Origin of the sequence: Kitasatospora sp. NPDC049285, from assembly GCF_040678815.1 — a bacterium.
Lineage (GTDB): Bacteria > Actinomycetota > Actinomycetes > Streptomycetales > Streptomycetaceae > Kitasatospora.
Map to the genome: position 1 here is coordinate 48,701 of NZ_JBFAQR010000006.1, position 26,775 is coordinate 75,475.

Consider the following 26,775-nt stretch of genomic DNA (forward strand, 5'->3'; position numbering starts at 1 on the left):
CCCCTCCTCCCGCCGCCGTCCGGTCCGTCACACCCCCACCATGCCATGCGGCCCCGGTGGGCCCTGGATCAGCCCTTGAGCAGATCGGCCAGGTTGAAGCAGTCGCTCGCCGCCGGGGCCTCCAGCGTCGTGGTGCCGTACTCGGTCAGGCCGATCACGGTGGGCTTGCCGGAGCCGGCGGTCTCCCGGAGCTGGATCAGCTCGCCCTTCGCGTTCAGCCAGAAGTCGACGGTGATGCTGCCGGTGCCGTTCTTCTTGTAGTCGGCCACGGTGCGGGCCTTCTGATCGTCCGTCAGGCCGGCGAGCGCACCGACCAGGTCGTCCGCGGTGAAGGTGGCCTTGAAGCGGGTGGCCGGGACGGACTTGACCGCCTCGGGGCCGACCAGGGTCGGGGTGCCCTTCTCGACCGCGGTGGTCAGGTCGGCCACCGGGTTGCGGGACAGGAACAGCACGCCGACCAGCGCGGCCGAGTCGGCGCCGGCCGCCTTGTCGGTGACCGACTTGGCGTCGTACTTCAGCCAGTGCTTGCCCTTGAAGGTGCTGTCGCGGTCCTTCGCCGAGGTGGCGAGGTAGACCGTGCCGTCGACGAACCGGTACTGCGACTCCTCGGCGCCGTCGGAGCCGACGAAGGAGAAGCCGACCGGGCTCTTCCAGACCATCACGCCGGAGCCGTCCTCGACCCCGCCGGACATGGTGAACTTGGCGCCCCCGGCCTGCTGCAGGCTCGCGGCGGCGGTGCGCAGCAGGGTGGCCGGGTCCTGGGTGGGGCTCGGCGAGGCGGAGGACGGCTTGGCCGCGGCCGAGGAGGCCGCCGGCGCGGCGTCGTGGCTGCCGGAGCCGCCGCCGGTGCAGGCGGTCAGGCCGCCGACCAGCGCGGCGGTGAGGGCGAGGGCGGGGACGGAGCGGAGCAGACGCACTTTGCGGGAACTCACTTCAGGATGTCGCCGAGGTTGAAGACCTCGGACGCGGATGGGGCCTTGGTGGCCTGGACGGTGCCGAGCGCGCTGTAGACCACGGTGCTCGGCTTGTCGGTCTTCGTGGTGGCCAGGTCGGTGCTCGACTGCTGCACCAGCTCGCCCTTGGCGTTGATCCAGTAGTCGGTGACGGCGCTGGCGCCGCTCGCCTTGAGCTGGGCGTTGACCTTGGTCTTCAGCTCGGGGGTCAGCTTCATCGCGCCGACCAGGGTGTCCACCTGCACCTCGCTGCGGTAGTGGACGGTGGCCTGACCGGCCACGGTCTCCGGACCGACCAGGGTGGCGGTGGGGGCGGCGGCGACCAGCTGCACGCCGGGGTCCATCAGCTGCATCATCGTGGCGAACGGCACGATGTCGGTGCTGCCGGGCACACCGGTCACGGCGTCCCGCGGGTCGAGCTTCATCCAGTTCTTGCCGCCGGCCAGCGTGGCCAGCTCGGCCGGAGCGCCGAGGTACATCGCGTCGGCGACGAACAGGATCTTGCCCTGCTGGCCGTCGATCTCGGTGTTCAGCAGGAAGGACGGCGGGTTCTTCCAGACGTACTCGCCGGTGCCGCCGCTGCCGTTGCCGTCCCCGGGGGTGACGGTGACCTTGGCGCTGCCGGCCTTCTCCATGACGGCGGCGGAGGCCAGCAGGGCCTCCTTGGGCGCCGGCTTGGCGGCCCCGCCCTGGGCGGCCGACCCGGGGGCGGCGGACCCGGTGGCGCCGGCCGATCCGCCGGCCGCGGCGCTGCCCGAGGCGGCGGCCGCGCCGCCGGGCTTGTTGTCGGAGGCTCCCCCGGTCGACCCGGTGGACGTGCAGGCGGTGAGCAGTCCGGCCGCCAGACAGGCGGCGGCAACGGTACGCAGGGTGCGCACGGATATCCCCCCTCTAATCCGATTCTCATTGAAGAGACGCGACGCGGACTGTATCCGATCCCCCCGACCGCTGTGCAAACCAATGGCAAACGCCACCGGGCCCGCACCCCAATGGGGTGCGGGCCCGGTGGCTCGACCGTGCTACGAACTGACCGGAGGTCAGACCGCCGCCGGGTCCTCCTCGACGAGGAGGTTGCGGGTGCGGTTCGGGTCCACCTGGACGCCCGGGCCCATGGTGGTCGAGAACGCGATCTTCTTGATGTAGCGGCCCTTGGCGGCGGACGGCTTGGCCCGGAGGACCTCGTCCAGCGCGGCGGCGTAGTTCTCGACCAGCTGCTCATCGGAGAACGAGGTCTTGCCGATGATCAGGTGCAGGTTCGAGTGCTTGTCGACGCGGAACTCGATCTTGCCGCCCTTGATCTCGTTGACGGCCTTGGCGACGTCCGGGGTCACGGTGCCGGTCTTCGGGTTCGGCATCAGGCCACGGGGACCGAGCACGCGGCCGAGGCGGCCGACCTTGCCCATGAGGTCCGGGGTGGCGACGACGGCGTCGAAGTCCAGACGACCCTTGGCGACCTCGTCGATCAGCTCGTCGGAGCCGACGATGTCGGCGCCCGCGGCACGCGCGGCCTCGGCACGCTCACCGTTCGCGAAGACCAGGACCCGAGCGGTCTTACCGGTGCCGTGCGGGAGGATGACGGTGCTGCGGACCATCTGGTCGGCCTTGCGCGGGTCGACACCCAGACGCATGGCGACCTCGACGGTGCCGTCGAACTTGGTGGTGGAGGTCGCCTTGGCGAGGCGAACGGCCTCGAGGGGGGCGTAGATCCGGGTGCGGTCGACCTGGGCGTCCGCGGCCTTGAGGGCCTTGCTGCGCTTCACTGCTGCTCCTGGTGGCTATTGGAGTTCGTGGTATTCACGGGCCGCGCCGGCCCTACCACGGAGGACGTACGGGCTGATCAGCCCTCGACGGTGATGCCCATCGACCGGGCGGTGCCGGCGATGATCTTCTCCGCGGCGTCCAGGTCGTTGGCGTTCAGGTCGGGCATCTTGGTGGTGGCGATCTCGCGCACCTGGGCCGAGGTCAGCTTGGCGACCTTGGTCTTGTGCGGCTCCTTGGAGCCCTTGTCGATGCCCGCGGCCTTCAGGATGAGGCGCGCAGCCGGCGGGGTCTTCGTGACGAAGGTGAAGGAACGGTCGTCGTAGACCGTGATCTCCACCGGCACGATCATGCCGCGCTGCGACTCGGTGGCCGCGTTGTACGCCTTGCAGAACTCCATGATGTTGACGCCGTGCTGACCCAGCGCGGGGCCGACCGGCGGCGCCGGGTTGGCCGCACCGGCGTTGATCTGGAGCTTGATAAGCCCCGTGACCTTCTTCTTCTTGGGAGGCATGTCTCTCCGGGTCCTTCCGAGAGGTGAGTGCTGATGCGCCCGGCCTCCGGGGCGAAACCCGGCCGCCAAGGCACACATCCGACCAGGCTAACCGCTGATGCGGTGCTGGACCAAAACGGTTCCGGGGCGGAGGCCTTCGCCCCCGCCCCGGAACCGAAGCGCGTGGATCAGTTCTTCTGGATCTGGTCGAAGGAGAGCTCCACCGGGGTCTCCCGGCCGAAGATCTCCACCAGGCCCTTGACCTTCTTCGAGTCGGGGTTGATCTCGTTGATGGTCGCCTGCAGGGTGGCGAACGGACCGTCGGTGACGGTGACCGAGTCGCCGACCTCGAAGTCCAGCACCTGGATCTCGCTCGGCTTGACCGGAGACGGCTTGCCGGCCTCCTTGGCGGCGGCGCGCTCGACGTCCGGGGCGAGCATCTTGACGACCTCGTCCAGGGTCAGCGGGTACGGGTCGTAGGCGTTGCCCACGAAGCCGGTGACACCGGGGGTGTTGCGCACGACGCCCCAGGACTCCGGGGTGAGGTCCATGCGCACCAGGACGTAGCCGGGGAGCTTGTTCTGCCGGATGGTCTTGCGGTCGCCGTTCTTGATCTGGACGACCTCCTCCTGCGGAACCTGGGACTCGAAGATGTAGTCCTCGACGTTCAGCGAGACGGAGCGCTGCTCCAGGTTCTGCTTCACCCGGTTCTCGTAGCCCGCGTAGGTGTGGATGACGTACCACTCGCCCGGGGCGCGGCGCAGCTGCTCGCGGAACTCGGCGACCGGGTCGCTCTCGACCTCCTCGGCCGGCTCCTCGGTCTCCTCGGCGTCCGCGGCCTCCTCGGCGACGGCTTCCTCCGCAGCGGCCTCGGCCTCGTCCACCTCGTGCACGGCGGCGACCTCGGCCGGCTCGCCGGCCTCCTCGTCGGCGGCCTCGACCTCGTCCTCCGCGGCGTCCGCCTCGTCCACGATCTCCTCGGCGGCCTCGACGTCGGCAGCCTCGGCCGCGTCCAGCTCGGCGGCGACATCCGCCTCGCGGACGGTCTCGTCGGCGTCGTACAGGGGGGACTCAGACACGGTCGCTGCTTCTTTCCTGGTTGGAACGGTTACCTCAACAGTACCGACTCAACGGTAGTCGCCCGCGGTGCTTCGCGCCGACAGCTCGACCCGGGCCGAAGGGTTCGGCCCGGGTCGGGTGGAGTTCGCGCGAGGATCCCGCGGGATCCCGGTGAGTTCGGTATGGGGGTCCGGCGTCAGCCGAAGACCCAGAAGCTCAGCTTCGAGAAGCACCAGTCGAGACCGGCGACGAGGAGCATCATCACGATCACGAAGGTCACCACGACGGTGGTGTACTGGATCAGCTCGCTGCGGGTCGGCCAGACCACCTTGCGGAGCTCGGCGATGATCTGCCGGTAGAAGACGGCGATCCGGGCGAACAGGCCCTTCTTGGCCCGCTTGCCGGACTTCTTGCCGTCACCGCCGGAGGCCTTGTTGGCCCGCCGGCGCTCGCGGCGGGACAGCTTGCCGTCCGCCGCGGTGGTCTCGTCCGCCGCGCCGTCGGTCCCCTCGGGGTTGCCGCTCTCAGGCGTTGCGGTGGAGCCCGTGGTCTCCGTCACTCGTCCTCACCTGAATCCGGGTCCTGCGGAGCTTCCGTGCCTGGTGCACGGGCGATCCGGCGAAAGCAGTGCTGGGTGGGGCCCTCTCCGCATCAAGCCCGCTCGCTCTGCGGAGCGAACGGGCTTGGTACGGATCAAGCAGCAGGGCACGAGGGACTCGAACCCCCAACCGCCGGTTTTGGAGACCGGTGCTCTACCAATTGAGCTAGTGCCCTTCGAAACCTTGCGGCTCCGGCGCGGCCCCCAACCTACCGCATCCGGACCGCCAAGTGGTGAACCCGGCGGACGGATCCGCACTTCGGGAGCCATCGAGCAGTGAGTGTACGGGTTCTTCGCCGATTGGTCGAACCTCATTCACCGCCTTTCCGTAACCGCCAATCCGGAGTCCACGGCGACGGGCGTACGGATCGTGGACGCAGCGGTACGCATGCTGAAACCGTCGTGCTCCGCCCCCTTGCGTTCTGGGACCATGCAGGCATGAGCGCACCCACCCCCGAGAACGTCTCCCCCGCAAACCGCCGGGTCTCCGCCCGGGTCGGCGCCATCGCCGAGTCCGCGACCCTCGCCGTGGACGCGAAGGCCAAGGCCCTCAAGGCGGCCGGCCGTCCGGTGATCGGCTTCGGCGCCGGCGAGCCCGACTTCCCGACCCCGGGCTACATCGTGGACGCCGCCGTGGCGGCCTGCCAGGACCCGGCCAACCACCGCTACACCCCGGCCGGCGGCCTGCCGGAGCTGAAGTCCGCGATCGCCGCCAAGACGCTGCGCGACTCCGGCTACCAGGTGGACGCCTCGCAGGTGCTGGTGACCAACGGCGGCAAGCAGGCGATCTACAACGCCTTCGCCGCGATCCTCGACCCGGGCGACGAGGTGATCATCCCCGCCCCGTACTGGACCACCTACCCGGAGGCGGTGAAGCTCGCGGGCGGCACCCCGGTCGAGGTGGTCGCCGACGAGACCACCGGCTACAAGGTCTCGGTGGAGCAGCTGGAGGCGGCCCGCACCGAGAACACCAAGGTGGTGCTGTTCGTCTCGCCGTCCAACCCGACCGGCGCGGTGTACACCGAGGCCGAGGCGGAGGCGTTCGGCCGCTGGGCGCTGGAGCACGGGCTGTGGGTGCTCACCGACGAGATCTACGAGCACCTGGTGTACGGCGACGCGAAGTTCACCTCGCTGCCGGCCCTGCTGCCCGAGCTCGCCGACAAGTGCATCGTGGTCAACGGCGTGGCCAAGACCTACGCGATGACCGGCTGGCGGGTGGGCTGGATGATCGGCCCCAAGGACGTCGTCAACGCCGCCGCGAACCTGCAGTCGCACGCCACCTCGAACGTCTCCAACGTGGCGCAGCGCGCCGCGCTGGCCGCCGTCGCGGGCGACCTGTCCGCGGTCGACGAGATGAAGACCGCCTTCGACCGCCGCCGCCGCACCATCGTGGCGATGCTGAACGAGATCGAGGGCGTCTACTGCCCCGAGCCGGAGGGCGCGTTCTACGCCTACCCGTCGGTGAAGGCCCTGCTGGGCAAGGAGCTCCGCGGCAAGCGCCCGCAGACCTCCGCCGAGCTGGCCGCGCTGATCCTGGACGAGGCCGAGGTCGCGGTCGTCCCCGGCGAGGCCTTCGGCACCCCCGGCTACCTGCGGCTCTCCTACGCGCTGGGCGACGCCGACCTGGTGGAGGGCATCAGCCGGCTGCAGAAGCTGCTCGGCGAGGCCCGCGCCTGACGCCTCCCGACGCCTCCGACGCCTTTCGGAGCCGCCCTCCGCATCTCACCCCTTCGGGGGATGTGCGGAGGGCGGTTCCACATCGGGCGGGTTTTACGGCAGGATCGGTGAATGGATCGCCTGCGTGATGTCCGGAGCCTGCCGAAGGCCCATCTGCACCTGCACTTCACCGGTTCGATGCGCCCCGCCACCCTGCTGGAACTCGCCGACAAGCACGGCGTCCGGCTGCCGGAGGCGCTCAGCTCGGGCCATCCCCCCAAGCTCCGGGCGACCGACGAGCGCGGCTGGTTCCGCTTCCAGCGGCTCTACGACACCGCCCGGTCCTGCCTGCGCGACGAGTCCGACATCCGCCGCCTGGTCCTGGAGACCGCCGAGGACGAACGCGCCGACGGCTCCCGGTGGCTGGAGATCCAGGTCGACCCGACCTCGTACGCCCCGCTGCTCGGGGGCCTGACCCCGACGCTGGAGCTGATCCTGGACGCGGTCCGGGACGCCTCGGAGGCGACCGGGGTGGGGATCCGGGTGCTGGTCGCGGCGAACCGGATGAAGTCCCCGATGGACGCCCGCACGCTGGCCCGCCTGGCGGTCCGCTACGCCGACCGGGGGGTGGTCGGCTTCGGCCTCTCCAACGACGAACGCCGGGGCCTGGCACGGGACTTCGACCGCGCCTTCGCCATCGCCCGGGACGGCGGACTGCTGGCCGCACCGCACGGCGGCGAGCTCGCCGGGCCCGGCTCGGTCCGCGACTGCCTGGACGACCTCGGCGCCGGCCGGATCGGCCACGGGGTGCGCGCCGCCGAGGACGCCCGGCTGCTCCAACGCCTCGCCGACCGCCAGATCACCTGCGAGGTCTGCCCCGCCTCCAACGTCGCCCTCGGCGTCTACGAGCGCCCCGAGGACGTCCCGCTGCGCACCCTCTTCGAGGCCGGCGTCCCGCTCGCCCTCGGCGCCGACGACCCGCTGCTGTTCGGCTCCCGGCTCGCCGACCAGTACACCCTGGCCCGCGAGTCGCACGCCTTCACCGACGCCGAACTCGCCGAACTGGCCCGCCAGTCGGTCCGCTCGTCGCGGGCCCCCGAGCACGTCGTCAAGGAACTGCTCGCCGACATCGACGGCTGGCTGCTGGACGCCTAGCGCGAGGCCGACCCTAGAGGGTGACGCCGACCATCACCGGCTCGTTGACCAGCTCCACGCCGAACGCCGCGCGCACGCCGTCGCGGACCTCGCGGGCCAGCGCCAGCAGGTCCTCGGTGGTGGCCGCGCCACGGTTGGTCAGGGCGAGCGTGTGCTTGGTGGAGAGCGTCGCCGGGCCGCTGCCGTGGCCCTTGCGGAAGCCCGCGTTGTCGATCAGCCAGGCCGCGGAGGTCTTGGTCCGCCCCTCCCCCGCCGGGTAGCTCGGCGCCCGCAGCTCGCCCAACCGAGCGCTGAACGCGGCGAACTGACCCTCCGTCAGGATCGGGTTGGTGAAGAACGAGCCCGCCGACCAGGTGTCGTGGTCCGCCGGGTCCAGCACCATGCCCTTGCCCGCACGCAGCCGCAGCACCTCGTCGTGCGCGTCCTGCAGCTTCACCCGCTGCTCGGCCTCGACCCCCAGCGAGCGCGCCACCTCGGCGTACTTCACCGGCGCGGACAGCCCGCCCTCGTCGGCGAGCCGGAACCGCACCCGCAGCACCACGTAGCGGTCCGGGTCGGCCTTGAACAGGCTGTGCCGGTAGGAGAACGCGCAGTCGGCGTTGGCCAGCGTCACCGTCTCGCCGAGCAGGCGGTCGTACGCCACCACCTCGCTGACGGTCTCGGCGACCTCCTGCCCGTACGCCCCCACGTTCTGCACCGGGGTCGCCCCCGCGGAGCCCGGGATGCCGGCCAGGAACTCGATCCCGGCCAGGCCCGCCGCGACGGTGCGGGCCACCGCCTCGGACCACACCTCGCCGGCCGCCAGCTCCAGCAGGGTCCCGTCCAGCGCGAACCCCTTGGTGGCGATCCGCAGCACCGTCCCCGGGAAGCCGGCGTCGCCGATCACCAGGTTCGAGCCACCACCGATCACCAGCAGCGGCTCACCCGCCTGGTCCGCCTCGCGAACCGTCGCCACCACCTCGGCGTCCGTCTCCGCCGTCACCAACCGCCTCGCCGGCCCGCCCAACCGCAGCGTGGTCAGCGGGGCCAGCGGCGCATCCATCTCCACATTCACGCCCCCAGAGTAGTTGCACCATCAAGGGGCTCGGGGAACTGCGAGGCGAGTGCGTGGTGGTCTGAGCTTGGCTGTAGGTCTCTGGAGACCTCTATGCGCCCAGACCTTTCAGCGCCCCGGAACCGTCACCGCCCCGTGCCCCCGCCGTTCCCCGGGCCCCTGGACGCTTGCAACTGGCTCATTGCTTCTTCCCAATCCGGCCTGCCCGGGCTGGTGGCGTCCCAGGTGGCGAAGTGGGAGCCGGCCATGTGCGGGCGGAGGGCCAGCATCGCGGTGCGGTGCGGGTCGGTCTTGACGAAGCGCCCGAGCGCTTCGCGATCGGTCCACGCGGACAGCACCCAGAAGGTGCCGCGCAGCGGGGCGGCGCGCAGGGTGACGCCGAGCGCCCCGTCGGCGGTGCGGGTCTGGCGGCGGATGCGCAGCGAGTGTCGCAGGAAGCCCGGCACGTACCGCAGGCTGCGGACGCGGAGTTCGGCGGCCATCACCACCGGCGTGGCCGGGGCGCGGAGCGTCGCGGGGCCCGGGGTCCAGGGAAGGGTGAGCATCGTGGTGGCTCCGGGTTCCGGGTTCAGGACCGCACCGCGGCGCGCGCGGTGGGCATCGCGGTGGTCTGACGCTCCGTCACCGGCTTCATGCCGTGCCGGCGCGGGATGAGTGCGGCGGCCAGCGCCGCGGCGGCGACGGCGGCAGAGCCGACCGTCAGGGCGGGGACCAGGCCGTCGGTGAAGGCGGTCGCGGAGCCGTAGTCGCCCTGGGCGGAGAAGACGGCGGAGAGCACGGCCACGCCGAGGGCGCCGCCGACCTCCCGCATGGCGTTGTTGGTGCCGGAGGCGATGCCCTGGTCGGCGCGCGGGACGCTGGCCATCACCAGGTTGGCGGTGGGCGCGAAGTAGAGGGACATCCCGATGCCGCAGAGCACCAGGACCGGGATCTGCTGGCCGTAGCCGGCCGAGTGGTCGGCGAGCAGGGCGAAGCCGGCCAGGCCGAGGGCCTGCAGGAGGAGTCCGGTGACCACGATCGGACGGCCGCCGATCCGGTCGGAGAGGATGCCGGCCAGCGGGGAGATGATCAGCGGCATGGCGGTCCAGGGCAGCATCCGGATGCCGGCCTGTTCGGGGGTGTAGCCGCCGATGCCCTGGAAGTACTGGCTGATCAGGAAGATCGAGCCGAACATGCCGAGGAACATCAGCAGGCTGGCGGAGTTGACGGCGCTGAAGGCGCGGTTGCGGAACAGTCGCATCGGCAGCATCGGGCGGCGTGCGAAGCGGGCCTCGTATCCGACGAAGGCGATCAGCAGCGCGACGCCCGAGATCAGCGCGGTGAGCACCAGCGGGTCGGTCCAGCCGTCGGGGTTGCCGCGGACCAGGCCGAGGATCAGGCCGAAGAGTCCGGCGCTGACCAGGGCGGTGCCGGGGATGTCGAGGCGGGGGTTCTCGCTGCGGCTCTCGGCGAGGCCGATCCGGGCGATCGGCAGCAGGGCGAGGCCGACCGGGACGTTCACCCAGAAGATCCACTGCCAGGAGAAGTGCTCGGTGAGGCTGCCGCCGATCAGCGGCCCGAAGGCGACGGAGAGTCCGGTGGCGCCGGACCAGATGCCGAGCGCCATCCCGCGCTTGGCCGCCGGGACGGCGACGGTGAGCAGCGTGAGGGTGAGCGGCATCATCACCGCGGCGCCGGCGCCCTGGACGGCGCGGGCGGCGATCAGCGCGCCCATGCTCGGCGCGAGCGCCGCCGAGGCGGAGCCGAGCGTGAAGACGGCGAGCCCGCCGAGGAACATCCGGCGCCGGCCGAACCGGTCGCCGAGGGCCGCGCCGAGCATCAGCAGGACCGCGAAGGTCAGGGTGTAGGCGCTCACCGTCCACTCCAGGTCGGCGAGTGCGCCGCCCAGGTCGGTACGGATCGCGGGCAGGGCGGTGGTGACCACCAGGTTGTCGAGCCCGGCCATGAAGCCGGCCACGCTGACCACCACCAGGGTCCAGATCGCTTGCCTGTTCACGGTGTCCCCCTTGCTTCCTTGTCTCGAAAGGTTGTGATTGATCAATAACTTTCGTGGGCCGAAAAAAGGGCGCGCCGCCACCGGGGGCGGAGCGCCTCAGCTGCCCTCGGCCTCGTCGTCGCCGTGCTCCAGCCCGGACCAGATCTGATGGTCCGTCGGGTAGCCCAGCGCCACCAGCGTGTTGATCAGCATCCCGAACGCCATGAACTGGGTGGCCTCCTTCTGGTCACCGCCCACGCGCTCCCGGATCCGCTCGAACAGCCGCAGCCACGCCGCGCGCGCCGACTCGCCGACCTCCATCTCGCCGAGCGACTCGGCGGCGAACACCGAGACGTACATCTGCATCTGCATCATGACCTGCTCGCGGTCCTCGACCAGGTTCAGGTACGCCTCACCCATGGCCTCGCGCGCCTCGGTCCCGCTCAGGCCCTCGGACGCCTTGTCGAAGACCCGCCAGGTCTCCTCGATGCAGTGCTCGCACGCCGCTTCGAAGATCGCCTGCTTGTTGGGGAACAGGCGGAACAGGTACGGCTGCGAGACGCCCACCCGCCGGGCGATCGCCTCCGTGGACGTCCCCCGGTACCCACCCCGGGCGAACTCCACCATCGCCGCACGGACGACGCTCTCGCGCCGCTCCTCGGCGGACATCCGCATGCTGTTCCGGGCCATGGCTTCAGGTTAGTAATTGATGACTAACTTTGCAAGAGAGCAACCACCGCAGGTGCCCCCGGGGCCCTGGATGGTGCGACCGAGCGTCTCAGCTCAGCTGGACGATCGCCTTCGACATGCCCAGCACCTTCTGTCCGGCGCTGGTGGCGACCAGGTCGACGCGGACGCGGCGGTCGTCGAGGAGGGCGGCGACCTTGGCCGTGACCTCGATGGTGGCGCCGGTCTCGTCGTTGGGGACGACCACGGGCTTGGTGAAGCGGACGCCGTAGTCGACGACGGAGGCGGGGTCGCCGGTCCAGTCGGTGACCACGCGGATGGCCTCGGCCATGGTGAACATGCCGTGCGCGATGACGTCGGGCAGGCCGACCTCGCGGGCGAACTTCTCGTTCCAGTGGATCGGGTTGAAGTCGCCGGAGGCGCCCGCGTACTGGACCAGCGCGGCCCGGGTCACCGGGAAGGCCTGGGCGGGCAGCTCGGTGCCGACCTGGACCTCGTCGAAGTTGATCGTCATGTCACTCCTCCCCGTCGGCGGCACGCGCCACCAGCGTCATGATCGAGGTCACCACGTGCTCGCCGCTGACGTCGTGGACCTCGCCACGGACGGTCAGGACGTCGTTGCCGGCCAGCGACTTGATCGCGTCGATGGAGACGGTGACCGAGAGCCGGTCGCCGGCCCGGACCGGGCGGAGGTAGCTGAACTTCTGGTCGCCGTGCACGACCCGGCTGTAGTCGAGGCCCAGCTCGGGGTCGTTCACCACCTGGGCGGCGGCCTGGAAGGTGAGGATGAAGGGGAAGGTCGGCGGCGCGATCACGTCGAGGTGGCCGAGGGACTTGGCGGCCTCGACGTCGGAGTACGCCGGGTTGGCGTCGCCGATCGCGGCGGCGAACTCGCGGATCTTCTCCCGGCCCACCTCGTACGGCGCGGTGGGCGGGTAGGTCCGCCCGATGAAGGAGGGGTCGAGCGGCATGGGCAACTCCTCTGATGCTTCGTCAGGCAGAAATGACTCCAGGCCGCTCCCCCTGATGGGGTGCGGCCTGGAGTCGAGGCAAAGTCAGCGGGTCTCGCGGTGCGCGGTGTGAGAGTTGCAACGCGGGCAGTGCTTCTTCATCTCAAGACGGTCCGGGTCGTTACGCCGGTTCTTCTTGGTGATGTAGTTCCGCTCCTTGCACTCCACGCAGGCCAGCGTGATCTTCGGGCGGACGTCAGTGGCAGCCACGGGAGTGCCTTCCTGGGACAACGAATAAGAACACAGACAAGAGTAGCCGATCGGGAGGGATCCCCCGATCGACTACGCGGAGTAGCGGTGACCGGACTTGAACCGGTGACACAGCGATTATGAGCCGCTTGCTCTACCAACTGAGCTACACCGCTTTGATGATCGAACCCTCACCGGGGTGAGTGCCTTTCACCAGAGCCCCCATGCGGAATCGAACCGCAGACCTTCTCCTTACCATGGAGACGCTCTACCGACTGAGCTATAGGGGCGAACGAGGAAGAGATTACACGGTTCCAGGCCAGAGGTGAAATCCGTATCCGCGCCGGATCAGCGCAGGTCGGCGGGGCCGCACTGACGGGCCGTCACCCGACACCAGTTCGACCGGGTCGGCAACCGGGGTGATCCGACACGTCCGTCAGCCCGCCTCCGAGCGTCCCGGGCGAGCGCGGCCTAGGCTCGACCGTCAGCGATCTTGCGAGGAGCGGGCCGATGAGTGAACGCAGCGAGGGAGCCCAGCCGCCGTCCGCCGCCAACCCGCTCGGGCACGGACCGGTGCTGCTGCTCACCGGGGGCCGGCTGGCGGACGGACGGGTGGTGGACGTCCGGATCAGCGGGGACCGGATCCAGGCGGTCGGGACGGTCGGCAGCCTCGGCCCGCTGCCCGCGCTGCCCGGGCAGCCGACGGTGACCACCGGCGCCCGGATCGACCTCTCGGGGTACCTGCTGCTGCCCGCGCCCGCCGAGCCGCACGGGCACTACGACAGCGCCTTCACCGCGACGCTGCCCAACCCGCCGCCGGAGGGGCCGGGCGACCTGGTGCGCCGGGTCACCGACGCGGCGCTCACCTCACTCGGGTACGGGGCGACCGCCCAGCGCACCCACGTCCGGATCGGCGACGTGCACGGGCTCGGCCGGCTGGAGGCGGTGCTGACCGCCCGGCAGGCGCTGCGCGGGCTGGCCGACCTGCAGGCGGTGGCGATGCCACGGCTGCTCACCGGACTGGCCGGGGCGGACGGGCGGGCGCAGCTGCGGGAGGCGCTGAAGCTGGGCGCGGACGCCGCCGGGGGCTGCCCCGACCTGGACCCGGACCCGGTCGGCTACGTGCAGGCGCTGCTGGAGGCGGCGGGCGAGGCGGACTGCCCGGTCGACCTGCACACCGACGCCGTCGACCAGGCCCAACTCGCCCGGCTGGTCGCCGTGCTGGCGCCGCACCGGCCGCGGGTGACGGTCGGCCCGTGCAGCGCGCTGGCGCCGGGCGGCTCGACCGTGCTGGCCACCGCCGGCATGCGGGTGGTCTGCCTCCCGCAGAACGGCGGCTGCACCGGCCTGGAGGGTCCGCCGGTCGGCCTGCGTCCATCGCTGGTACGGGAGTTGACCATCGCCCGGGTCCCCCTGACGGCGGGCGGCGGAGCCCTGCGGGACACCGCCAACCCGGTCGGTCGGGCCGACCCGCTGGAGGCGGCCCGCCTGCTGGCCGCGAGCGGGGCGGTCTCGCCGGAGGCGGCGTACGAGGCGGTCTCCGGGCAGGCCCGGGCGGCGCTGGGGCTGGCCTTGGTACGGGTGGACGCCGGGTTCCCGGCCGAGTTGCTCGCGGTGCGCGGCGACAGCCTGGGCGCGGCCCTGTCCGGTGGCCACTCCCGACTGGTGGTCCACAACGGCCGGGTGGTCTCCCGCACCAGCGCGGTGCGGGAGTTCGCGGACACCGTGGCGCTGGCCCTGCCCCGGCAGAACCACCCGGGGTAGGGCCCGCCCTCGGGAGCGTGCCGCTTCAGCCGCCCAGGCGGGTTAGCCCGACCGGGATGACCGGGAGCGGCGGCTGGTAGACGTCGACGAAGCGGCGGTGCACCCAGAGGTAGCGGCCCTGCGCGTCGGTGACCCGGCGCAGGTCGGCGTAGCCGATGTCCTCGTCGGCCAGCAGGGCGTGCAGTTCGCGGAGCAGCCCGCCCTCGGCGAGTTCGGCGGGGCCCTCCCAGTCGACGAGCCGGCCGTCGGCGTCGAGTTCCTCGGGGAGCGCCTGCCCGGCCTCCGCGGCGGCGCCCAGGGACTCCTTGGCGAGGGCGAGTTGCTTCTTGACGGAGTCCCACTCCTGGTCGTCCAGCTGGTACTCGAGGGCGGCCAGGCTGACCGGCAGCAGGGTCTTGACCAGGGCGGCGGTGGCCCGCAGCAGCGGGGCGGCGCGCACCCACCACTCCCGCGGGACCTCGATCTCGTACACCCCGGCGTCGGGGCGGCCGGTCTCCAGCCGGTGGACCGGGAGGCGGCTGTGCTCGCAGTAGAGGGTGAGCCGCAGGCGGCGGGTGGTGAGGCCGGGGTGGCGCAGCGTGCGGTCGAGCTCCTCCAGGCTGAACAGCCGCGGGCCGTTGACCGCCTCGTCCGCCAAGGCGTGCAGGGTGGCGGAGAGCTGGGCGTCGACCCGGCTGAAGCGCATCCGCAGGTCGTCGTCGAGGCCGTCGAGGCGGCCGAGCAGGCGGGTGGTGCCGGCGCTCTGGGCGGCGATGACCCGGTCGATGTGGCTCTCCAGCACGTCGTCCACGGCGGAGCGGACCAGTTCGCCGAGGCCGACGGCGGGGCCGCGGCGGTCCAGTCCGTGCAGCAGCGCGGTGATCTCCAGGTCCTCGTCGCAGCTGGGCTCGGAGCAGGGGAAGTCGACGCGTCCGCGGTCGAGTTGGCGGTAGAGCTTGTCCAGGTCGAAGCGGCCGCGGCCGGCCGGCTGCAGGCGGCAGAGCGCGGTGCAGGAGAGCTGCACCCGGGTCTCCAGCCCCTTCCAGAAGCCGTCCACGTAGTCCCGGACCTCGCGCACCAGGTGGTCCAGGAAGGCCTGCGGGTTGAGCCCGCGGACCCGGACCACCAGGCCCTCCTGGGCGAGGGTGATCAGCGCGCGGGCGCCGTACCGCTCGGCCAGCACCATCCCGCCGGACCAGTGCACCGCCTCGGTGACGTTCTCCCGGCCGAGCGAGTGCCGGTGGAACAGCACGATCAGCCGGTGCATCAGCCCGTCCGGCCACACCTGGCGGCGGCTCTCGCGATCGAACACCCCGATGATCTGGGCGAGTTCGGGATCTCCCGGCCGGTACGAGCCCCAGGCGGCGGTGAGGTCGGGCCGGTGCGCCTGGACCAGCTGGGCGACCAGGCTGAGCGGCTCCCCGCCGGTCAACTCCGGCACCCGGTAGCTCAGTTCGAAGCGTTCCATGAGCCGCAGGAACATCTGCTGCAGCTGGTGCGGGTAGCGTTGCTCCGGGTCGCGGGCCGGGTCGGCCCAGATCCGGGCCAGCCTCCGGTGGCGCAGCAGTCCGGCGCTCTGCACGGTCTCCGGGTCGTCCAGCACGAAGCCGACCGCGACGCTCAGCCAGTCCGCCTTGAGGATCACCAGCTCGTTCAGGCCCGGGTCGTCCGCGTAGTGGATCCAGTGCCCCAGCGCGTGCCCGTTGCGGACCAGCGACTCGGCACTGCGCTCGGACAACCCGCGCGCGGCGGCCGCGCTCAGGTAGTCCTCGTAGCGCAGGTACGGCTCCGGACCGGCCCCGAGGTCCTGCCGCAGCAGGCTCCAACTGCGCGGGTACCAGCGCTGCACGTGCGCCAGCCCGGCCGCGGTCCGGGCGATGGCGTCCCTCAGCCCGGCCAGCGCGGCGTCCGGGACCCGGCTGTCGACGTGGTGGAACCCCGCGATCATCTCGCCGTACCGCTCGCGCAGCGCCGCCTCGTCGATGTGCGCGTACCGGGCACCCGGGCCGCCGTGGGTGGCCACCACGTGGATCCGGGCCGAGCTGCCGGCCCGGTGCCGGATCATCCGGATCCACTCGTCCACCTGCCCGAGCTCCGGCCCCTCCCGGGGCTTCCACACCACCAGGTACACCGCCGGCTCGGTGAAGAACAGCTGGTGGGTGGGCCGGTAGATCTGCTGCCCGCCGAAGTCCCACCCGTTCAAGGTGATCACCGCCCCGCCGGGAGCGGTCACCTCCACCGGCTTGATCTCGATCCCGTGCGTGGTGTTCCGCCCCTCGACGAACGCCTCCCCCCGCAACGCCCCCAGCAGGCTCGACTTCCCGACCGCCCCCTCCCCCACCAGCACCAGCTTGGCCTCCCGGATCAGCTCGCCCTCGTCGGCGACCAGGCGCAGGAAGGTGCCCAGGCCATCGGGGCCGTCCTCGTCGGCGGCGAGCACTTCGGGCGGCAGCGGGTTGCCGGTGACGGACAGGAGCTGGAGGGCCAGGTCGCCGAGGCCGCGCGGCAGGATGGTGAGCCGGTTGAACTGCAGGTAGAGCGTGCCCAGGTTGCCGAGCCGGCCGATGCCGTCCGGGAGCCGGGTCAGCCGGTTTCCGCGCAGGTCGAGGATGGACAGGCTCCGCAGTTCGCAGATCGAGTCGGGCAGCTCGACCAGCCGGTTGCCGTCCAGGTCGATGGACCTGATGCTGGACAACCTGCCGATGGAGTCCGGGAGTTCGGTGATCTCGTTGGCCATGAGGTGGAGCGAGGTGAGCTGTTCGAGCGCACCGATCTCGGCCGGGAGCCCGGTCAGGCCACAGCGGTTGAGCTCGAGCCGTTCGAGCCGGGTGAGCTCGCCGATCCACTCCGGCAGGCTGCCCAGCTGCTCGTTGCTGGCCAGATCGAGGCTGGTCAGGTTGGACAACTCCCGGACGCAGGAGGGGAATTCTTCGAACTGGTTGTTGGGCGCGCTGAGCAGCTGCAGGGCCGTCAACCGGCCGATCCAGTCCGGCAGTGCCGGCAGGTCCAGGTCGCCCACCGCCAGGTAGCGCAGGGACCGGAGCTCGGCAAGGTGCTCGGGAAGTCCGGCCAGCTGCCCGCAGGCGGCCAGCGTCAGCTCGGTCAGCGAGGTCAACTCGCCGATCCAGTGCGGCATTTCCTCCAGATCGGACATTCCCAGGTCGAGTGTTTCGAGCGCGTCGAGTCGGCGCACGCAGTCCGGGAGCCGCCGGATTTTCGCGCCGATCAGCGAGAGCTTCCGCAGGTGCCTGAAATCGCCGATGAAATCCGGGAATTCCTCCAGGTCGACGAAGTCGAGCGCGAGCTCCCGCAATTCGGACAGCCGGGCCAGCCCGACGGGCAGCCGGGTCACCGGACTCTCCGTCAGGTCCAACACTTGCAGATTCGCCAACTCGCCGATGAATTCCGGAAGTTCATCGATGTCCGCGTAGCTGAGGTCGAGCCCCTCCAGCCAGGTCAGCTCGGCCAGCCACGCGGGCAGCTTGTCGACCACCAGCTCCAGCTCGCGCAGTTCGGTGAGCTGTCGCATCGCCGGCCCGAGGGAGTCGACCTCCTGCTCCGGCACGCCCTCCAGCTCCAGCACGAGGCTTCGGCTGCGGTCCGCGAGGGCCTCCGCGATCGCCTGTCGGGCGTCGTCCAGTTCTTCGGAATCCACCCAGCGAGCGTAACGAGACGCCGCCGCCCCGGTCAGCCGTTCGGCCAACCGCGGCGGCGGTCAGTCCTCCGCGCCCAGCATCAGCCGGAAATCCCCTACCGCTTCCGCCAGTTGGCCCGCGTATCCGCCCTGGGCGAGGCGCAGCACGAAGGTCACCGCGGCGTCCGGGTGGGGGTCGGTGTAGGGCTGGTGGTTGTAGTCGAGGACGAGCAGCATCGACTCGAAGGCGGTGCGCTTGTTCCGGTCGGTCATCGGGTGGTTGCGGGCGATCGACTCGCCGAGCGCGACCGCCTTGGTCCACACGTCCGGGTACGCGTCGGCGCCGAACGCACTGGCCCGCGGGCGGCCCAGTGCGGAGAGCAGCAGCGCCCGGTCACGGACCACTGCCGCCTCGCCGACCAGGTAGTCGACGTCGCCCTCGTCCAGGTACGCGGTACGGCGGTCGCTCACAGCTCGGCCAGCCTCTCCAGCGTCTCGGCGTTCGCAGCCCGGATCCGCGCGACCAGCGCGGCCCGGAGCTCCGCCTTCGCCTCCGGCGAGAGCTCCTGCTCCGCCCGCTGCTCCGGCTGCTGGTCCTGCTGCTCCTGCTGCTCCATACCGGGCCTCCTCCCTGGTCGCCGGCCGCCGACGCTAACGGGGCCGGAAGGGAGCCGTCGAACGGATTTCCGGCTGGTGTCGCCGGGCAGCGCCCTGCCCGCACCGGGGCGACCGGTACGGGCAGGGCGGCCGCGGTTCAGCCGCTGATGCTGGCGGCGCCCGTCTCCAGGTGGCCGACGAAGCGGCGGGTCCAGGCGGCGTCGGAGTCCACGGTGATCGTGAAGTCGTACCAACCGGACGCGATCGCCTCGGCGTTGAAGAAGTCCTCGACCGCCGCGCCCGCGGCGACCTGGTACGTCCAGGTGCCGGAGCGGTAGTTGTTCGAGGTGACGGTGAACTTCACCGACGCCGCCGAGGTGTTGACCATGCGGAACCAGATCGCCGCCTTGCCGGTGTCCGGCGCCGCGGCGTAGCGCGCGGTGGCCTCCACGCTGCGGCCCGCGGTGGTGGTGTTGCCGGTGAAGCGGCGCAGGAAGCGGTTCGGGCCGGTCATGGTGAGGTCGTACTTGCCGTCGCCGAAGCCGGTGCCGACGTTGAAGAAGTCGGTGGCGCTGCCGCCTGCGCCGACCGTGTACTGCCACGGTCCGCCGGTGCGGTAGGCGTTGGCGTAGACCGCGAAGTGCGCGGCGCGGGAGGCCGGTTGGCCCTGGTTGGCCATCGACAGCCAGACCAGCGTCTTGCCGCCGTCCTGGAACTCGATCCGGTCGACGTTGCCGTTCGGCTGGTACGGCAGCGCGCGGGCCGGCCTGGTGCCTGGCTCCTGGGCGGGCAGCGCGTTGGTCGTCGGACCGGGGTTCGGGGTGACGTTGCAGCCGGCCTGGTGGACGGTGGCGCTGACGTCGGGGAGCGCGGGCAGCCCGTACACGGGGTGGGCGAAGTCGAAGGCACTGGTCAGGTCGCCGCAGACCTGGCGGCGCCACGCGGAGATGTTGGGGCAGGCCGCGGGCTTGCCGATGGCGGAGGTCCAGGTCTCCAGGAAGCGGATCACCGAGGTGTGGTCGAACACCTCGGAGTCGACCCAGCCACCGCGGGTCCACGGCGAGACGATGATCATCGGCACCCGGAAGCCGAGGCCGATCGCGGCGCCCTCGGTGAACTCGTCCGCCGTCCCGTCGGCCGGCACCGGCGGCGGGACGTGGTCGAAGAAGCCGTCGTTCTCGTCGTAGTTGAGGAACAGGACGGTCGAGTCGAAGACCTCCGGGCTGGCGGCCAGCGCGTTGATCACCTGGTTGACGAAGTGCGCGCCGTCGTTCGGCGGGGCGTCCGGGTGCTCGGAGTGCGCCTGGTCGGCGACCACCCAGGAGACCTGCGGCAGCGTCCCGGCCAGCGCGTCCGCCCTGATCGCCGCGGCGATGTCGTCCGGGGTCGAGCCGCTGGCCTTCGGCACCGAGCCCATGCCGCGCTGCGCCAGCGGGCTGGAACTCGCCGCGTCGGTGAACTGCTTGAAGTAGGCGAGCCCGTTGTCCCCGAAGTTGTCCGAGGCGTTCTGGTACACCTTCCAGCTGACCCCGGCGTTCTGCAGCGCCTCCGCGTACGTCTGCCAGGTCAGCCCCGACTCGGAGCCGCCGTCGTACGCCGGCCCGCCCGCGGTGCCGTTCGGGTCGATGCTGCCGGACCACAGGTAGGTGCGGTTGGGGCCGGTCGCGCTCAGGATCGAGCAGTGGTAGGCGTCGCAGATGGTGTAGGCGTCGGCGAGCGCGTAGTGGAACGGGATGTCGGCGCGCGCCATGTAGCCCATGGTGCGGTTGGAGCCCTTGGCCGAGATCCAGTTGTCCATCTTCCCGGCGTTCCAGGCGGAGTGCTGGGTCGACCAGCCGTGGTCCAGCGAGCCGTCGCACTGGGCGATGCTCTCCGCGCTGGTCCCCCACCACCAGGTGTTGTTGGCGCTCAGCTGCCACGGGTACTGCCGCCCGCTGCCGTTCACCTGGTTGAAGACGCTGTTGCCCCCGGCCGTCAGGATCGCACTGCGGTCGGCGAAACCGCGTACGCCCTTCAGCGTCCCGAAGTAGTGGTCGAAACTGCGGTTCTCCTGCATCAGCACCACCACGTGCTTCACGTCCGTGATGGTCCCGGTGGTGGCGGCTTCGGCCCGGCCGAGCGTCCCGGGCAGGCTCTCCAACCCGAGCACCGCACCGAGCGCGGCCGCGGACCCGAGAAAGGTCCTCCGATTGACAGGTGTCATCCCTGGTCTCCCTCCAGCGACGGATGAGTCGACCAGAGACTCTCCTACCGTCGGGTAACTGCCTAGCCCGCGCGCAGTGGCAGATGTCTGAACAACTCGGAACACCCAGGGGCCGTCGCACGGCCTCCGGCCCGCTTCGGCCACTTCGCAGGCAACCGACCCTTGCCACTTCGGCACCCAGCCGCCCACAACGACCGGGGGGCCGACGATCGACGGTCCACCCCCTCCGTTACTCTGCTGCTCCGCTCCCTGCGCGTGGCCTCATCGCGCACACCGCGAGCGAGGCAACATCTCTGGGGGGATTCCACGTGCGCACCAACCGCGCCTCCGTCCTGTCCGTCGCCTGCATCACGGGCATCCTCGGACTGGCCGTTCCGGCGTCCGCCTCCGCGGCCGACGCCACGATCTACGTCAACCCGGTCGCCGCCCGGTGTTCCGACAGCGGCACGGGCACTCAGGCCCTGCCGTTCTGCACCCTCACCGCGGCCGCCGACAGCGCCCAGCCCGACCAGACGGTCCAGGTGGCCCCGGGCGCGCCCCTGAACGAGGCCGTCCGGATCACCAAGTCCGGCCTGCCGGGGCACCCGATCACCATCAAGGGGTCGGACGACTTCCCCAGCCAGCCCGAGATCGACGCCGTCGGCGGCCAGCCGGCGCTCACGCTGTCCGGCGTCCACGACGTGGTGATCGACGGCCTCTACGCCTCCGGCTCCGCGACCAGCGGCCCGATCGTGGTCAAGGACTCCAGCCGCGTGCTCCTCGACCACCTCGACGTCGGCGAGGCCCCCCAGTCGTCGGCCGGGGCGGGCGTCCTGATCACCGGTCAGGGCGACCACGTCACCCTGAGCCGCTCGTACCTGGAAGCCACGCACGGCATCGTGGTCGACCCCCTGGTCGGGAACACCACCATCGCCGGCAACGACCTGCCCGGCTCGCTGGCCGGCGCGATCCACGTCGCGGCCCCCGGGGCCGTGGTCACCAACAACACCGTCTCGGCCGGCACCGGGCCCGGCATCTCCCTCCTCGGCGCCGCCACCGACGCCACGGTCGAGAACAACATCGTGGTGGACGCGACGAGTGCTCCGTCCTCGACGGGTAGTCCTGACGCGCAGATCGCCGTCTCCGCGGGGTCCGTCACCCGGACCAAGGTCGACTACAACATCGTCCACGCGCCCGCCGGTCACCCCGACTACAACTGGGCCGGAACCGCCCTCGCCGGCGTGGCCGACTTCCGGGCGACGAGCCAGCAGGGTGCCCACGACGTCGACTCCGCCATCGTCTTCGACCGGACGGTGCTCTTCGGCGACCGGCTGACCGACGCCGACACCGCGGCCCTCAAGTCCGCCGACCCGAACGCCCCCGGGGTGCCGGCCACCGACCTGCTCGGCTACGGCCCGACCGACGACCCGAAGGTCCCCACGCCGGCCGACGGAAACCTGCTCGACCGCGGCGCGTACCAGCTCCAGGGCCTGAAGCGGGCCGAGTTGAGCGCGACGGGCCGCTACCGGACGCCGCAGGGCCCGGCACCGTTCACGGCGACCTTCAGCGCCACCGTGACCAACGACTGGCCCACCAAGCTCACGTACACCTACGACTTCGGCGACGGCACCACCCAGACCGGCGACCAGCCGACCACCACCCACGTCTACGGCACGCCGGGCAAGTACCACCCGACGGTCACCGTCACCGACGGCGTCGGCGGCAAGGTGACCAGCGAGCCCTACCAGGACGTGACCGTCGCCCCCGCCGACGCGACGCTGCAGCCCTCGTTCACGGTGAAGCCGTGGAGCTCCCCGATGAGGTACAACCTCGACGCGTCGGCCTCCTCCGGCCCGTACAAGATCACCACGTACGTCATCGACTGGAACGACGGATCCACGCCCACCACCGACTCGTCCGGCGTGTTCCTCCAGCACACCTTCCCCCAGCCCGGCACCTACGCCGTCACGCTGACCGTCACCGACGAGTCCGGTGCCAAGGCGACCACCGTCCAGCAGGTCACCACCGCCTACGACCCCGCCGGTTACGTCGCGCTCACGCCCACCCGCATCCTCGACACCCGCTGGTCCGCCTCCGGGCCCGCCCCCCTCGGCCCCGGCGCGACGACCGTCGTCCAGGCGGCCGGGGGCAGCGGCCCGAACGCCGTACCCATCGGCGCGACCGCCGTGGTCGTCAACCTGACGGCGACGCAGGGCACCGACGACAGCTTCCTGACCGCCTTCCCCACCGGCACCAAGGTGCCGACCGCCTCGAACGTCAACTTCAAGCCGGGCCAGGACGTCTCCAACGTCGTCACGATCCCGATGACGGCCGACGGCACCATCAGCCTCTACAACCACGTCGGCACCGTCCACGTGGTCGCCGACGTGCTCGGCTACTACAAGCCCGCCGCCGGTTCGAACTACACCCCCGCGACGCCGACCCGACTGCTCGACACCCGCACCACCAACTCCCCGTTGGGCCAGTTCGGTGTCCGCAGCCTCCAGGTCGCGGGAGCCTCCGCCATCCCGGCCAACGCCACCGCCGTCGCACTGAACGTCACGGCCACTGAGGGCACCGCCGACAGCTTCCTCACCGTCTACCCCACCGGTGCCCAGCTCCCGAACGCCTCGAACGTCAACTTCAAGGCCGGGACCGACACCGGGAACCAGGTCATCGTCCCCGTGGGCCAGGGCGGCAGCATCGACATCTACAACCACATCGGCAGCGTGCACGCGGTGGTCGACGTCTTCGGTTACTACAGCCCCGACAGCAAGGGCAAGTTCATCCCCGTCTCCCCCCAGCGCCTGATGGACACCCGCCAGCCGGGCCGACACGCCCTCACCCCGAACTCGAGCATCTCGGTCGGCGGCGTCCCGGCCAACGCCACCGCCGCCGTCCTCAACGTCACCGCCGTCGACGGCACCGCCGACAGCTTCCTCACCGTCCACGCCACCACCACCCCGCGCCCGGCCACCAGCAACCTCAACTTCGGCCCCGGCCGCACCATCCCCAACCAGGTCATCACCCCGGTCTCCAACGGCTCCTTCGACGTCTACAACCACGTCGGCACGACCAACGTCATCACCGACCTCTTCGGCTACTTCACCGCCGGCTAGACCCCCCACCTGATCGGCCCCACCGGAACTTCGGTGGGGCCGGGCCACCCATAACGGCCATCCGCGCCAGCCTGGCGGGCGGACACAACGAAACAGCCCCTGATCAGCGTTTCCGCAGATCAGGGGCTGTTCACTATCCGGTGGCTGGTGCAGGGTTCGAACCTGCGTAGCTTGCGCGACAGATTTACAGTCTGCTCCCTTTGGCCGCTCGGGCAACCAGCCAGGGATGGTGTCTCGCAGGGGGCTTCCCTGTTCGACGTCGTAAACGATACCTGATGTTGGGGGGTGGTCTGCCACTCGGTTAAGTCACGCAATGATCAAGGACGGCGCGCTGCGGTTGCGGGCGGGGGTGCGGGGCGCTGGATAGGCTGGGGCGTCGCCCGTCCGGGACGGGTGGCGAGACCGTCAAGCCTGTAGCTCAAGGAGACCAACACCCATGGCCGACTCCAGTTTCGACATCGTCTCGAAGGTCGAGTGGCAGGAGGTCGACAACGCGATCAACCAGACCTCCCGCGAGATCGCCACGCGCTTCGACTTCAAGAACGTGGGCGCCGAGATCAAGCGGTCCGGCGAGAAGATCGAGATGAAGGCCAACGGCGAGGAGCGGGTCCGGGCGATCCTGGACGTGCTGCAGACCAAGTTCGTGAAGCGCGGGCTGTCGCTGAAGGCGCTGGACGCGGCGGAGCCGCAGCTGTCCGGCAAGGAGTACAAGATCTTCGCGGACGTGAAGGAAGGCATCACCACCGACGACGCCAAGAAGGTGGCGAAGATCATCCGCGACGAGGGCCCCAAGGGCGTCAAGGCCCAGGTGCAGGGCGACGAGCTGCGGGTCAGCTCGAAGTCGCGTGATGACCTGCAGGCCGTGCAGGCCCTGCTCAAGGGCAAGGACCTGGACTTCGCGCTGCAGTTCGTCAACTACCGCTGACACGCGGGACCGGCCGGGCCGACCCCCGTGCGGTGGGGGCGGCCCGGCCGGTCCGGTTCGTGAACAGGTCGGGTCAGTGGACGGTGAGGACGGCCGGCGGGCTGGGGAGGCTCGTCGGGGTCGGGAGGCCTGTCGGGGTCGGCAGGCTGGGCGGGGACGGGAGGCCGCCGAGTAGCCCCTGGATCGTGCTGGTGAGCTGCTCGACCAGTTTCTGGATCGCGCCGGTGTCGGGCGCGCCGCTCGTCGGGAGCAGGCCTCCCAGCAGTCCGGTCAGCGATTTCAGCAGGTTGCCGAGGGTGCCGAGCAGGTCCAGCGAGGGCGGTGCGGGCACGGACGGCGTCGAGGGCGGGGAGACCGGCAGGGTGTCGGTCGGCAGACCCCCCGTGGCCGGCAGCGAACCGGTCTGGGTGGACCCGGTCGGCGGGGCGGGGACCGTGATCGGCAGCCCGGGCAGCCCCGGCAGCCCGATGGGCAGCTGTGGCGGCGCGATCGGCCGGGTGACGGCGGGACGGTTGCGGAACACGTCGGCGGTGTCGGCAGCGGACGCGGGGATGGCGGTCGCCAGGGTGACCGTGGTGAGGCTCAGGACTGCGGTCAGCGCGGCGGCCGGCCAGTGGGCACGCATGGGTAAAGCCGTTCCTTTCAGCGGAGTTCAGGCATTTCGCCTGCACCACACGTTGGGCCACCCGTACGGGGGCGGCCACCGCGCGTACGCCGAATGGTGCGGAGCCAGGGAGCCGCGGCCGACGGACCGTCACCTCCGGATCCGACGGGGGATCAGCCACCACTGAGGGCGGCACCGGAACCGCGTCAGGCGGCCCGCGGCCGGTAGCGGTGGAGGCCGACCACGCGGCACGGGTCCTGGTCGGCCCGGACCGGGACGCCGAGGTGGCGGAGCACCTGGTCGAGCGGCCGTCCCGCGGCGGGCGCGGGGTCGCCGGTGGCGACGTCGATCGGGCCGAGGACGACGCGGCCGTCGTACCAGGCGGCGGCGCGCTGGCCGCCCGGGGTGCCGGAGTGTTCGGCGTCGGTCTCCACGTACGCGATCGGGGCGGACTTGGACCAGGCGGCGATCCGCAGGCCGAATCCGTCCGGGAACCGCTTGAAGCCGAAGTCGGCGCTGCGGGACGGTTGTTGGAGTGCATCGAAAAGCTCGTCGGTCATCGGGATGAGCGCAAGGTCGTGGGACAGGCGGGTCATCCGCGCGGCCGGGACCTCGGCGGCCACCACGGCGAGCAGTTCGGCGGTGGCCAGCAGTGCGTTCAGTTCGTATGACACCTCCCCATTCTCCGCCGGAATTGCGATCCGGTCAGGAAAACAATCGAACTGACAATCCATCCGATTGGCGGGGCCAGACCGCACTTGGGCGCTCATGGAGGCGAACTGGCAGAGTGGGGCGGGTGACCAGCACTCCCGCGCCCCGTCCGCGGCCCACCGCCGAGCAGCTCGCCGCCGCCCAGGACGCCACCATCCCGGACGTCTCCGGACCCGGCCTGCGGGTGCTGTTCTGCGGCATCAACCCCGGCCTGTGGTCGGGCGCGACCGGACACCACTTCGCCCGGCCGGGCAACCGGTTCTGGCCCGCGCTGCACCGCTCCGGCTTCACCCCGCGCCAACTCCGGCCCGAGGAGCAGGACGAACTGCTCGCCCATGGCCTCGGCATCACCAACGTGGTGGCCCGGACCACCGCCAAGGCCGCCGAACTCACGCCCGAGGAGTACCGGGTGGGCGGCGCGGCCCTGGTCGACCGGGTGCTGCGGCTGCGCCCGCGCGCCCTCGCGGTGCTGGGCATCGGGGCGTACCGGGCGGCGTTCGGTCGGCCGCGGGCCTCGGTCGGGCGGCAGGCGGAGCCGATCGGCGACACCGAGGTGTGGCTGCTGCCCAACCCGAGCGGCCTGAACGCGCACTACACGCTGGACGGCATCGCGGCCGAGTTCCGGGTGCTGCGGGAGCACGTGGAGTCCACGGAGGGCTGAACGCGAGGCGAC

25 protein-coding genes and 4 tRNA genes are annotated in these 26,775 nt (G+C 71.2%); 6 read left to right on the top strand and 23 right to left on the bottom strand.

Going from position 1 to position 26,775, the window contains the following annotated elements; genetic code table 11:
• Positions 1–68 precede the first annotated feature (68 nt).
• From AB0K51_RS06320 to AB0K51_RS06350, 7 genes are all read right to left on the bottom strand, one after another.
• Entirely contained in the window at positions 69–932 is an 864-nt protein-coding gene (locus AB0K51_RS06320) for a hypothetical protein (RefSeq protein ID WP_363451128.1), read from the bottom strand.
• Entirely contained in the window at positions 929–1,831 is a 903-nt protein-coding gene (locus AB0K51_RS06325) for a hypothetical protein (RefSeq protein WP_363451130.1), read from the bottom strand. Before AB0K51_RS06325 ends, AB0K51_RS06320 begins: the two co-directional genes overlap by 4 nt.
• A 159-nt stretch (positions 1,832–1,990) precedes the next feature.
• Entirely contained in the window at positions 1,991–2,713 is a 723-nt protein-coding gene (gene rplA, locus AB0K51_RS06330) for a 50S ribosomal protein L1 (protein ID WP_363451132.1), read from the bottom strand.
• Positions 2,714–2,790: 77 nt separating this feature from the next.
• A complete protein-coding gene (gene rplK / locus AB0K51_RS06335) occupies positions 2,791–3,225 on the bottom strand; it encodes a 50S ribosomal protein L11 (RefSeq protein WP_030457453.1) in 435 nt (144 codons plus the stop codon).
• A gap of 167 nt (positions 3,226–3,392) precedes the next feature.
• Complete coding sequence (gene nusG, locus AB0K51_RS06340; RefSeq protein WP_363451408.1) at positions 3,393–4,220, bottom strand: transcription termination/antitermination protein NusG; 828 nt, start codon at positions 4,218–4,220, stop codon at positions 3,393–3,395.
• Positions 4,221–4,459: 239 nt separating this feature from the next.
• Entirely contained in the window at positions 4,460–4,726 is a 267-nt protein-coding gene (gene secE, locus AB0K51_RS06345; protein WP_363451410.1) for a preprotein translocase subunit SecE, read from the bottom strand.
• Between the two features lie 238 nt (positions 4,727–4,964).
• Positions 4,965–5,037 (bottom strand) — tRNA-Trp (locus tag AB0K51_RS06350).
• A 262-nt stretch (positions 5,038–5,299) separates the two neighbouring features.
• Between AB0K51_RS06350 and AB0K51_RS06355 the strand changes: the two genes are divergently transcribed.
• Together AB0K51_RS06355 and AB0K51_RS06360 are read left to right on the top strand one after the other, a co-directional pair.
• Positions 5,300–6,538 (top strand): pyridoxal phosphate-dependent aminotransferase, encoded by a 1,239-nt coding sequence (locus AB0K51_RS06355; RefSeq protein ID WP_363451135.1) that lies wholly within the window; start codon positions 5,300–5,302, stop codon positions 6,536–6,538.
• Between the two features lie 111 nt (positions 6,539–6,649).
• Positions 6,650–7,672, top strand: a complete 1,023-nt coding sequence (locus tag AB0K51_RS06360) for an adenosine deaminase (RefSeq protein ID WP_363451137.1) — start codon at positions 6,650–6,652, stop codon at positions 7,670–7,672.
• Between the two features lie 13 nt (positions 7,673–7,685).
• Here AB0K51_RS06360 and AB0K51_RS06365 read toward each other — a convergent pair whose 3' ends face one another.
• The 9 genes from AB0K51_RS06365 to AB0K51_RS06405 all read right to left on the bottom strand — a co-directional run bounded on the left by AB0K51_RS06365 (position 7,686) and on the right by AB0K51_RS06405 (position 12,877).
• The gene (locus tag AB0K51_RS06365) at positions 7,686–8,726 is read right to left on the bottom strand and encodes a UDP-N-acetylmuramate dehydrogenase (RefSeq protein ID WP_363451139.1); all 1,041 of its coding nucleotides are present in this window, start codon (positions 8,724–8,726) and stop codon (positions 7,686–7,688) included.
• 125 nt (positions 8,727–8,851) lie between these two features.
• Positions 8,852–9,271 (bottom strand): antibiotic biosynthesis monooxygenase, encoded by a 420-nt coding sequence (locus AB0K51_RS06370; RefSeq protein ID WP_363451141.1) that lies wholly within the window; start codon positions 9,269–9,271, stop codon positions 8,852–8,854.
• A 23-nt stretch (positions 9,272–9,294) separates the two neighbouring features.
• On the bottom strand, positions 9,295–10,722 hold the full coding sequence (locus AB0K51_RS06375; protein WP_363451143.1) for a DHA2 family efflux MFS transporter permease subunit: 1,428 nt from the start codon (positions 10,720–10,722) through the stop codon (positions 9,295–9,297).
• Positions 10,723–10,818: 96 nt separating this feature from the next.
• On the bottom strand, positions 10,819–11,391 hold the full coding sequence (locus AB0K51_RS06380; RefSeq protein ID WP_363451145.1) for a helix-turn-helix domain-containing protein: 573 nt from the start codon (positions 11,389–11,391) through the stop codon (positions 10,819–10,821).
• Between the two features lie 88 nt (positions 11,392–11,479).
• Positions 11,480–11,902: a MaoC family dehydratase gene (locus AB0K51_RS06385; RefSeq protein ID WP_363451147.1), complete on the bottom strand. Its 423-nt coding sequence runs from the start codon at positions 11,900–11,902 to the stop codon at positions 11,480–11,482.
• A 1-nt stretch (position 11,903) separates the two neighbouring features.
• The gene (locus tag AB0K51_RS06390; protein WP_363451149.1) at positions 11,904–12,359 is read right to left on the bottom strand and encodes a MaoC family dehydratase N-terminal domain-containing protein; all 456 of its coding nucleotides are present in this window, start codon (positions 12,357–12,359) and stop codon (positions 11,904–11,906) included.
• 84 nt (positions 12,360–12,443) lie between these two features.
• Positions 12,444–12,608: a 50S ribosomal protein L33 gene (gene rpmG / locus AB0K51_RS06395; protein ID WP_006604855.1), complete on the bottom strand. Its 165-nt coding sequence runs from the start codon at positions 12,606–12,608 to the stop codon at positions 12,444–12,446.
• Between the two features lie 82 nt (positions 12,609–12,690).
• Positions 12,691–12,763: transfer RNA gene (locus AB0K51_RS06400), tRNA-Met, on the bottom strand.
• A 41-nt stretch (positions 12,764–12,804) separates the two neighbouring features.
• A tRNA-Thr gene (locus tag AB0K51_RS06405) sits at positions 12,805–12,877 on the bottom strand.
• Between the two features lie 220 nt (positions 12,878–13,097).
• On the opposite strand from AB0K51_RS06405, the gene AB0K51_RS06410 reads away from it, so the two are divergent.
• Positions 13,098–14,351 carry a hydrolase gene (locus AB0K51_RS06410; RefSeq protein ID WP_363451151.1) on the top strand — a complete coding sequence of 418 codons (1,254 nt, stop codon included), beginning with the start codon at positions 13,098–13,100 and terminating at the stop codon, positions 14,349–14,351.
• A gap of 25 nt (positions 14,352–14,376) precedes the next feature.
• Here the strand turns inward: AB0K51_RS06410 and AB0K51_RS06415 are convergent, their stop codons facing one another.
• From AB0K51_RS06415 to AB0K51_RS06430, 4 genes are all read right to left on the bottom strand, one after another.
• On the bottom strand, positions 14,377–17,985 hold the full coding sequence (locus tag AB0K51_RS06415) for a COR domain-containing protein (protein WP_363451153.1): 3,609 nt from the start codon (positions 17,983–17,985) through the stop codon (positions 14,377–14,379).
• Positions 17,986–18,045: 60 nt separating this feature from the next.
• Positions 18,046–18,435 (bottom strand): Fic family protein, encoded by a 390-nt coding sequence (locus tag AB0K51_RS06420; RefSeq protein WP_363451155.1) that lies wholly within the window; start codon positions 18,433–18,435, stop codon positions 18,046–18,048.
• Positions 18,432–18,581, bottom strand: a complete 150-nt coding sequence (locus AB0K51_RS06425) for a hypothetical protein (RefSeq protein ID WP_363451157.1) — start codon at positions 18,579–18,581, stop codon at positions 18,432–18,434. Before AB0K51_RS06425 ends, AB0K51_RS06420 begins: the two co-directional genes overlap by 4 nt.
• A 137-nt stretch (positions 18,582–18,718) precedes the next feature.
• A complete protein-coding gene (locus AB0K51_RS06430; RefSeq protein WP_363451159.1) occupies positions 18,719–20,764 on the bottom strand; it encodes a phosphocholine-specific phospholipase C in 2,046 nt (681 codons plus the stop codon).
• A 308-nt stretch (positions 20,765–21,072) separates the two neighbouring features.
• Here AB0K51_RS06430 and AB0K51_RS06435 point away from each other — a divergent pair, with 308 nt between their 5' ends.
• On the top strand, positions 21,073–23,862 hold the full coding sequence (locus AB0K51_RS06435) for a PKD domain-containing protein (protein WP_363451161.1): 2,790 nt from the start codon (positions 21,073–21,075) through the stop codon (positions 23,860–23,862).
• 141 nt (positions 23,863–24,003) lie between these two features.
• Here the strand turns inward: AB0K51_RS06435 and AB0K51_RS06440 are convergent.
• A tRNA-Tyr gene (locus AB0K51_RS06440) sits at positions 24,004–24,084 on the bottom strand.
• A 214-nt stretch (positions 24,085–24,298) separates the two neighbouring features.
• On the opposite strand from AB0K51_RS06440, the gene AB0K51_RS06445 reads away from it, so the two are divergent.
• Positions 24,299–24,787 (top strand): YajQ family cyclic di-GMP-binding protein, encoded by a 489-nt coding sequence (locus AB0K51_RS06445; RefSeq protein ID WP_363451163.1) that lies wholly within the window; start codon positions 24,299–24,301, stop codon positions 24,785–24,787.
• A 73-nt stretch (positions 24,788–24,860) separates the two neighbouring features.
• On the opposite strand, the gene AB0K51_RS06450 is transcribed toward AB0K51_RS06445, so the two are convergent.
• Together AB0K51_RS06450 and AB0K51_RS06455 are read right to left on the bottom strand one after the other, a co-directional pair.
• Entirely contained in the window at positions 24,861–25,412 is a 552-nt protein-coding gene (locus tag AB0K51_RS06450; protein ID WP_363451165.1) for a hypothetical protein, read from the bottom strand.
• 185 nt (positions 25,413–25,597) lie between these two features.
• Positions 25,598–26,065 carry a hypothetical protein gene (locus AB0K51_RS06455; RefSeq protein ID WP_363451167.1) on the bottom strand — a complete coding sequence of 156 codons (468 nt, stop codon included), beginning with the start codon at positions 26,063–26,065 and terminating at the stop codon, positions 25,598–25,600.
• Between the two features lie 122 nt (positions 26,066–26,187).
• Between AB0K51_RS06455 and mug the strand changes: the two genes are divergently transcribed.
• Positions 26,188–26,763: a G/U mismatch-specific DNA glycosylase gene (gene mug / locus AB0K51_RS06460; protein ID WP_363451169.1), complete on the top strand. Its 576-nt coding sequence runs from the start codon at positions 26,188–26,190 to the stop codon at positions 26,761–26,763.
• Positions 26,764–26,775: the final 12 nt, after the last annotated feature.

Coding starts and splice junctions, on each gene's coding strand:
- rplK (WP_030457453.1), bottom strand. CDS start 3,225: ATGCCTCCCAAGAAGAAGAAGGTCACGGGGCTTATCAAGCTCCAGATC.
- AB0K51_RS06355 (WP_363451135.1), top strand. CDS start 5,300: ATGAGCGCACCCACCCCCGAGAACGTCTCCCCCGCAAACCGCCGGGTC.
- AB0K51_RS06360 (WP_363451137.1), top strand. CDS start 6,650: ATGGATCGCCTGCGTGATGTCCGGAGCCTGCCGAAGGCCCATCTGCAC.
- AB0K51_RS06370 (WP_363451141.1), bottom strand. CDS start 9,271: ATGCTCACCCTTCCCTGGACCCCGGGCCCCGCGACGCTCCGCGCCCCG.
- AB0K51_RS06380 (WP_363451145.1), bottom strand. CDS start 11,391: ATGGCCCGGAACAGCATGCGGATGTCCGCCGAGGAGCGGCGCGAGAGC.
- AB0K51_RS06385 (WP_363451147.1), bottom strand. CDS start 11,902: ATGACGATCAACTTCGACGAGGTCCAGGTCGGCACCGAGCTGCCCGCC.
- AB0K51_RS06390 (WP_363451149.1), bottom strand. CDS start 12,359: ATGCCGCTCGACCCCTCCTTCATCGGGCGGACCTACCCGCCCACCGCG.
- AB0K51_RS06410 (WP_363451151.1), top strand. CDS start 13,098: ATGAGTGAACGCAGCGAGGGAGCCCAGCCGCCGTCCGCCGCCAACCCG.
- AB0K51_RS06425 (WP_363451157.1), bottom strand. CDS start 18,581: ATGGAGCAGCAGGAGCAGCAGGACCAGCAGCCGGAGCAGCGGGCGGAG.
- AB0K51_RS06430 (WP_363451159.1), bottom strand. CDS start 20,764: ATGACACCTGTCAATCGGAGGACCTTTCTCGGGTCCGCGGCCGCGCTC.
- AB0K51_RS06445 (WP_363451163.1), top strand. CDS start 24,299: ATGGCCGACTCCAGTTTCGACATCGTCTCGAAGGTCGAGTGGCAGGAG.
- AB0K51_RS06450 (WP_363451165.1), bottom strand. CDS start 25,412: ATGCGTGCCCACTGGCCGGCCGCCGCGCTGACCGCAGTCCTGAGCCTC.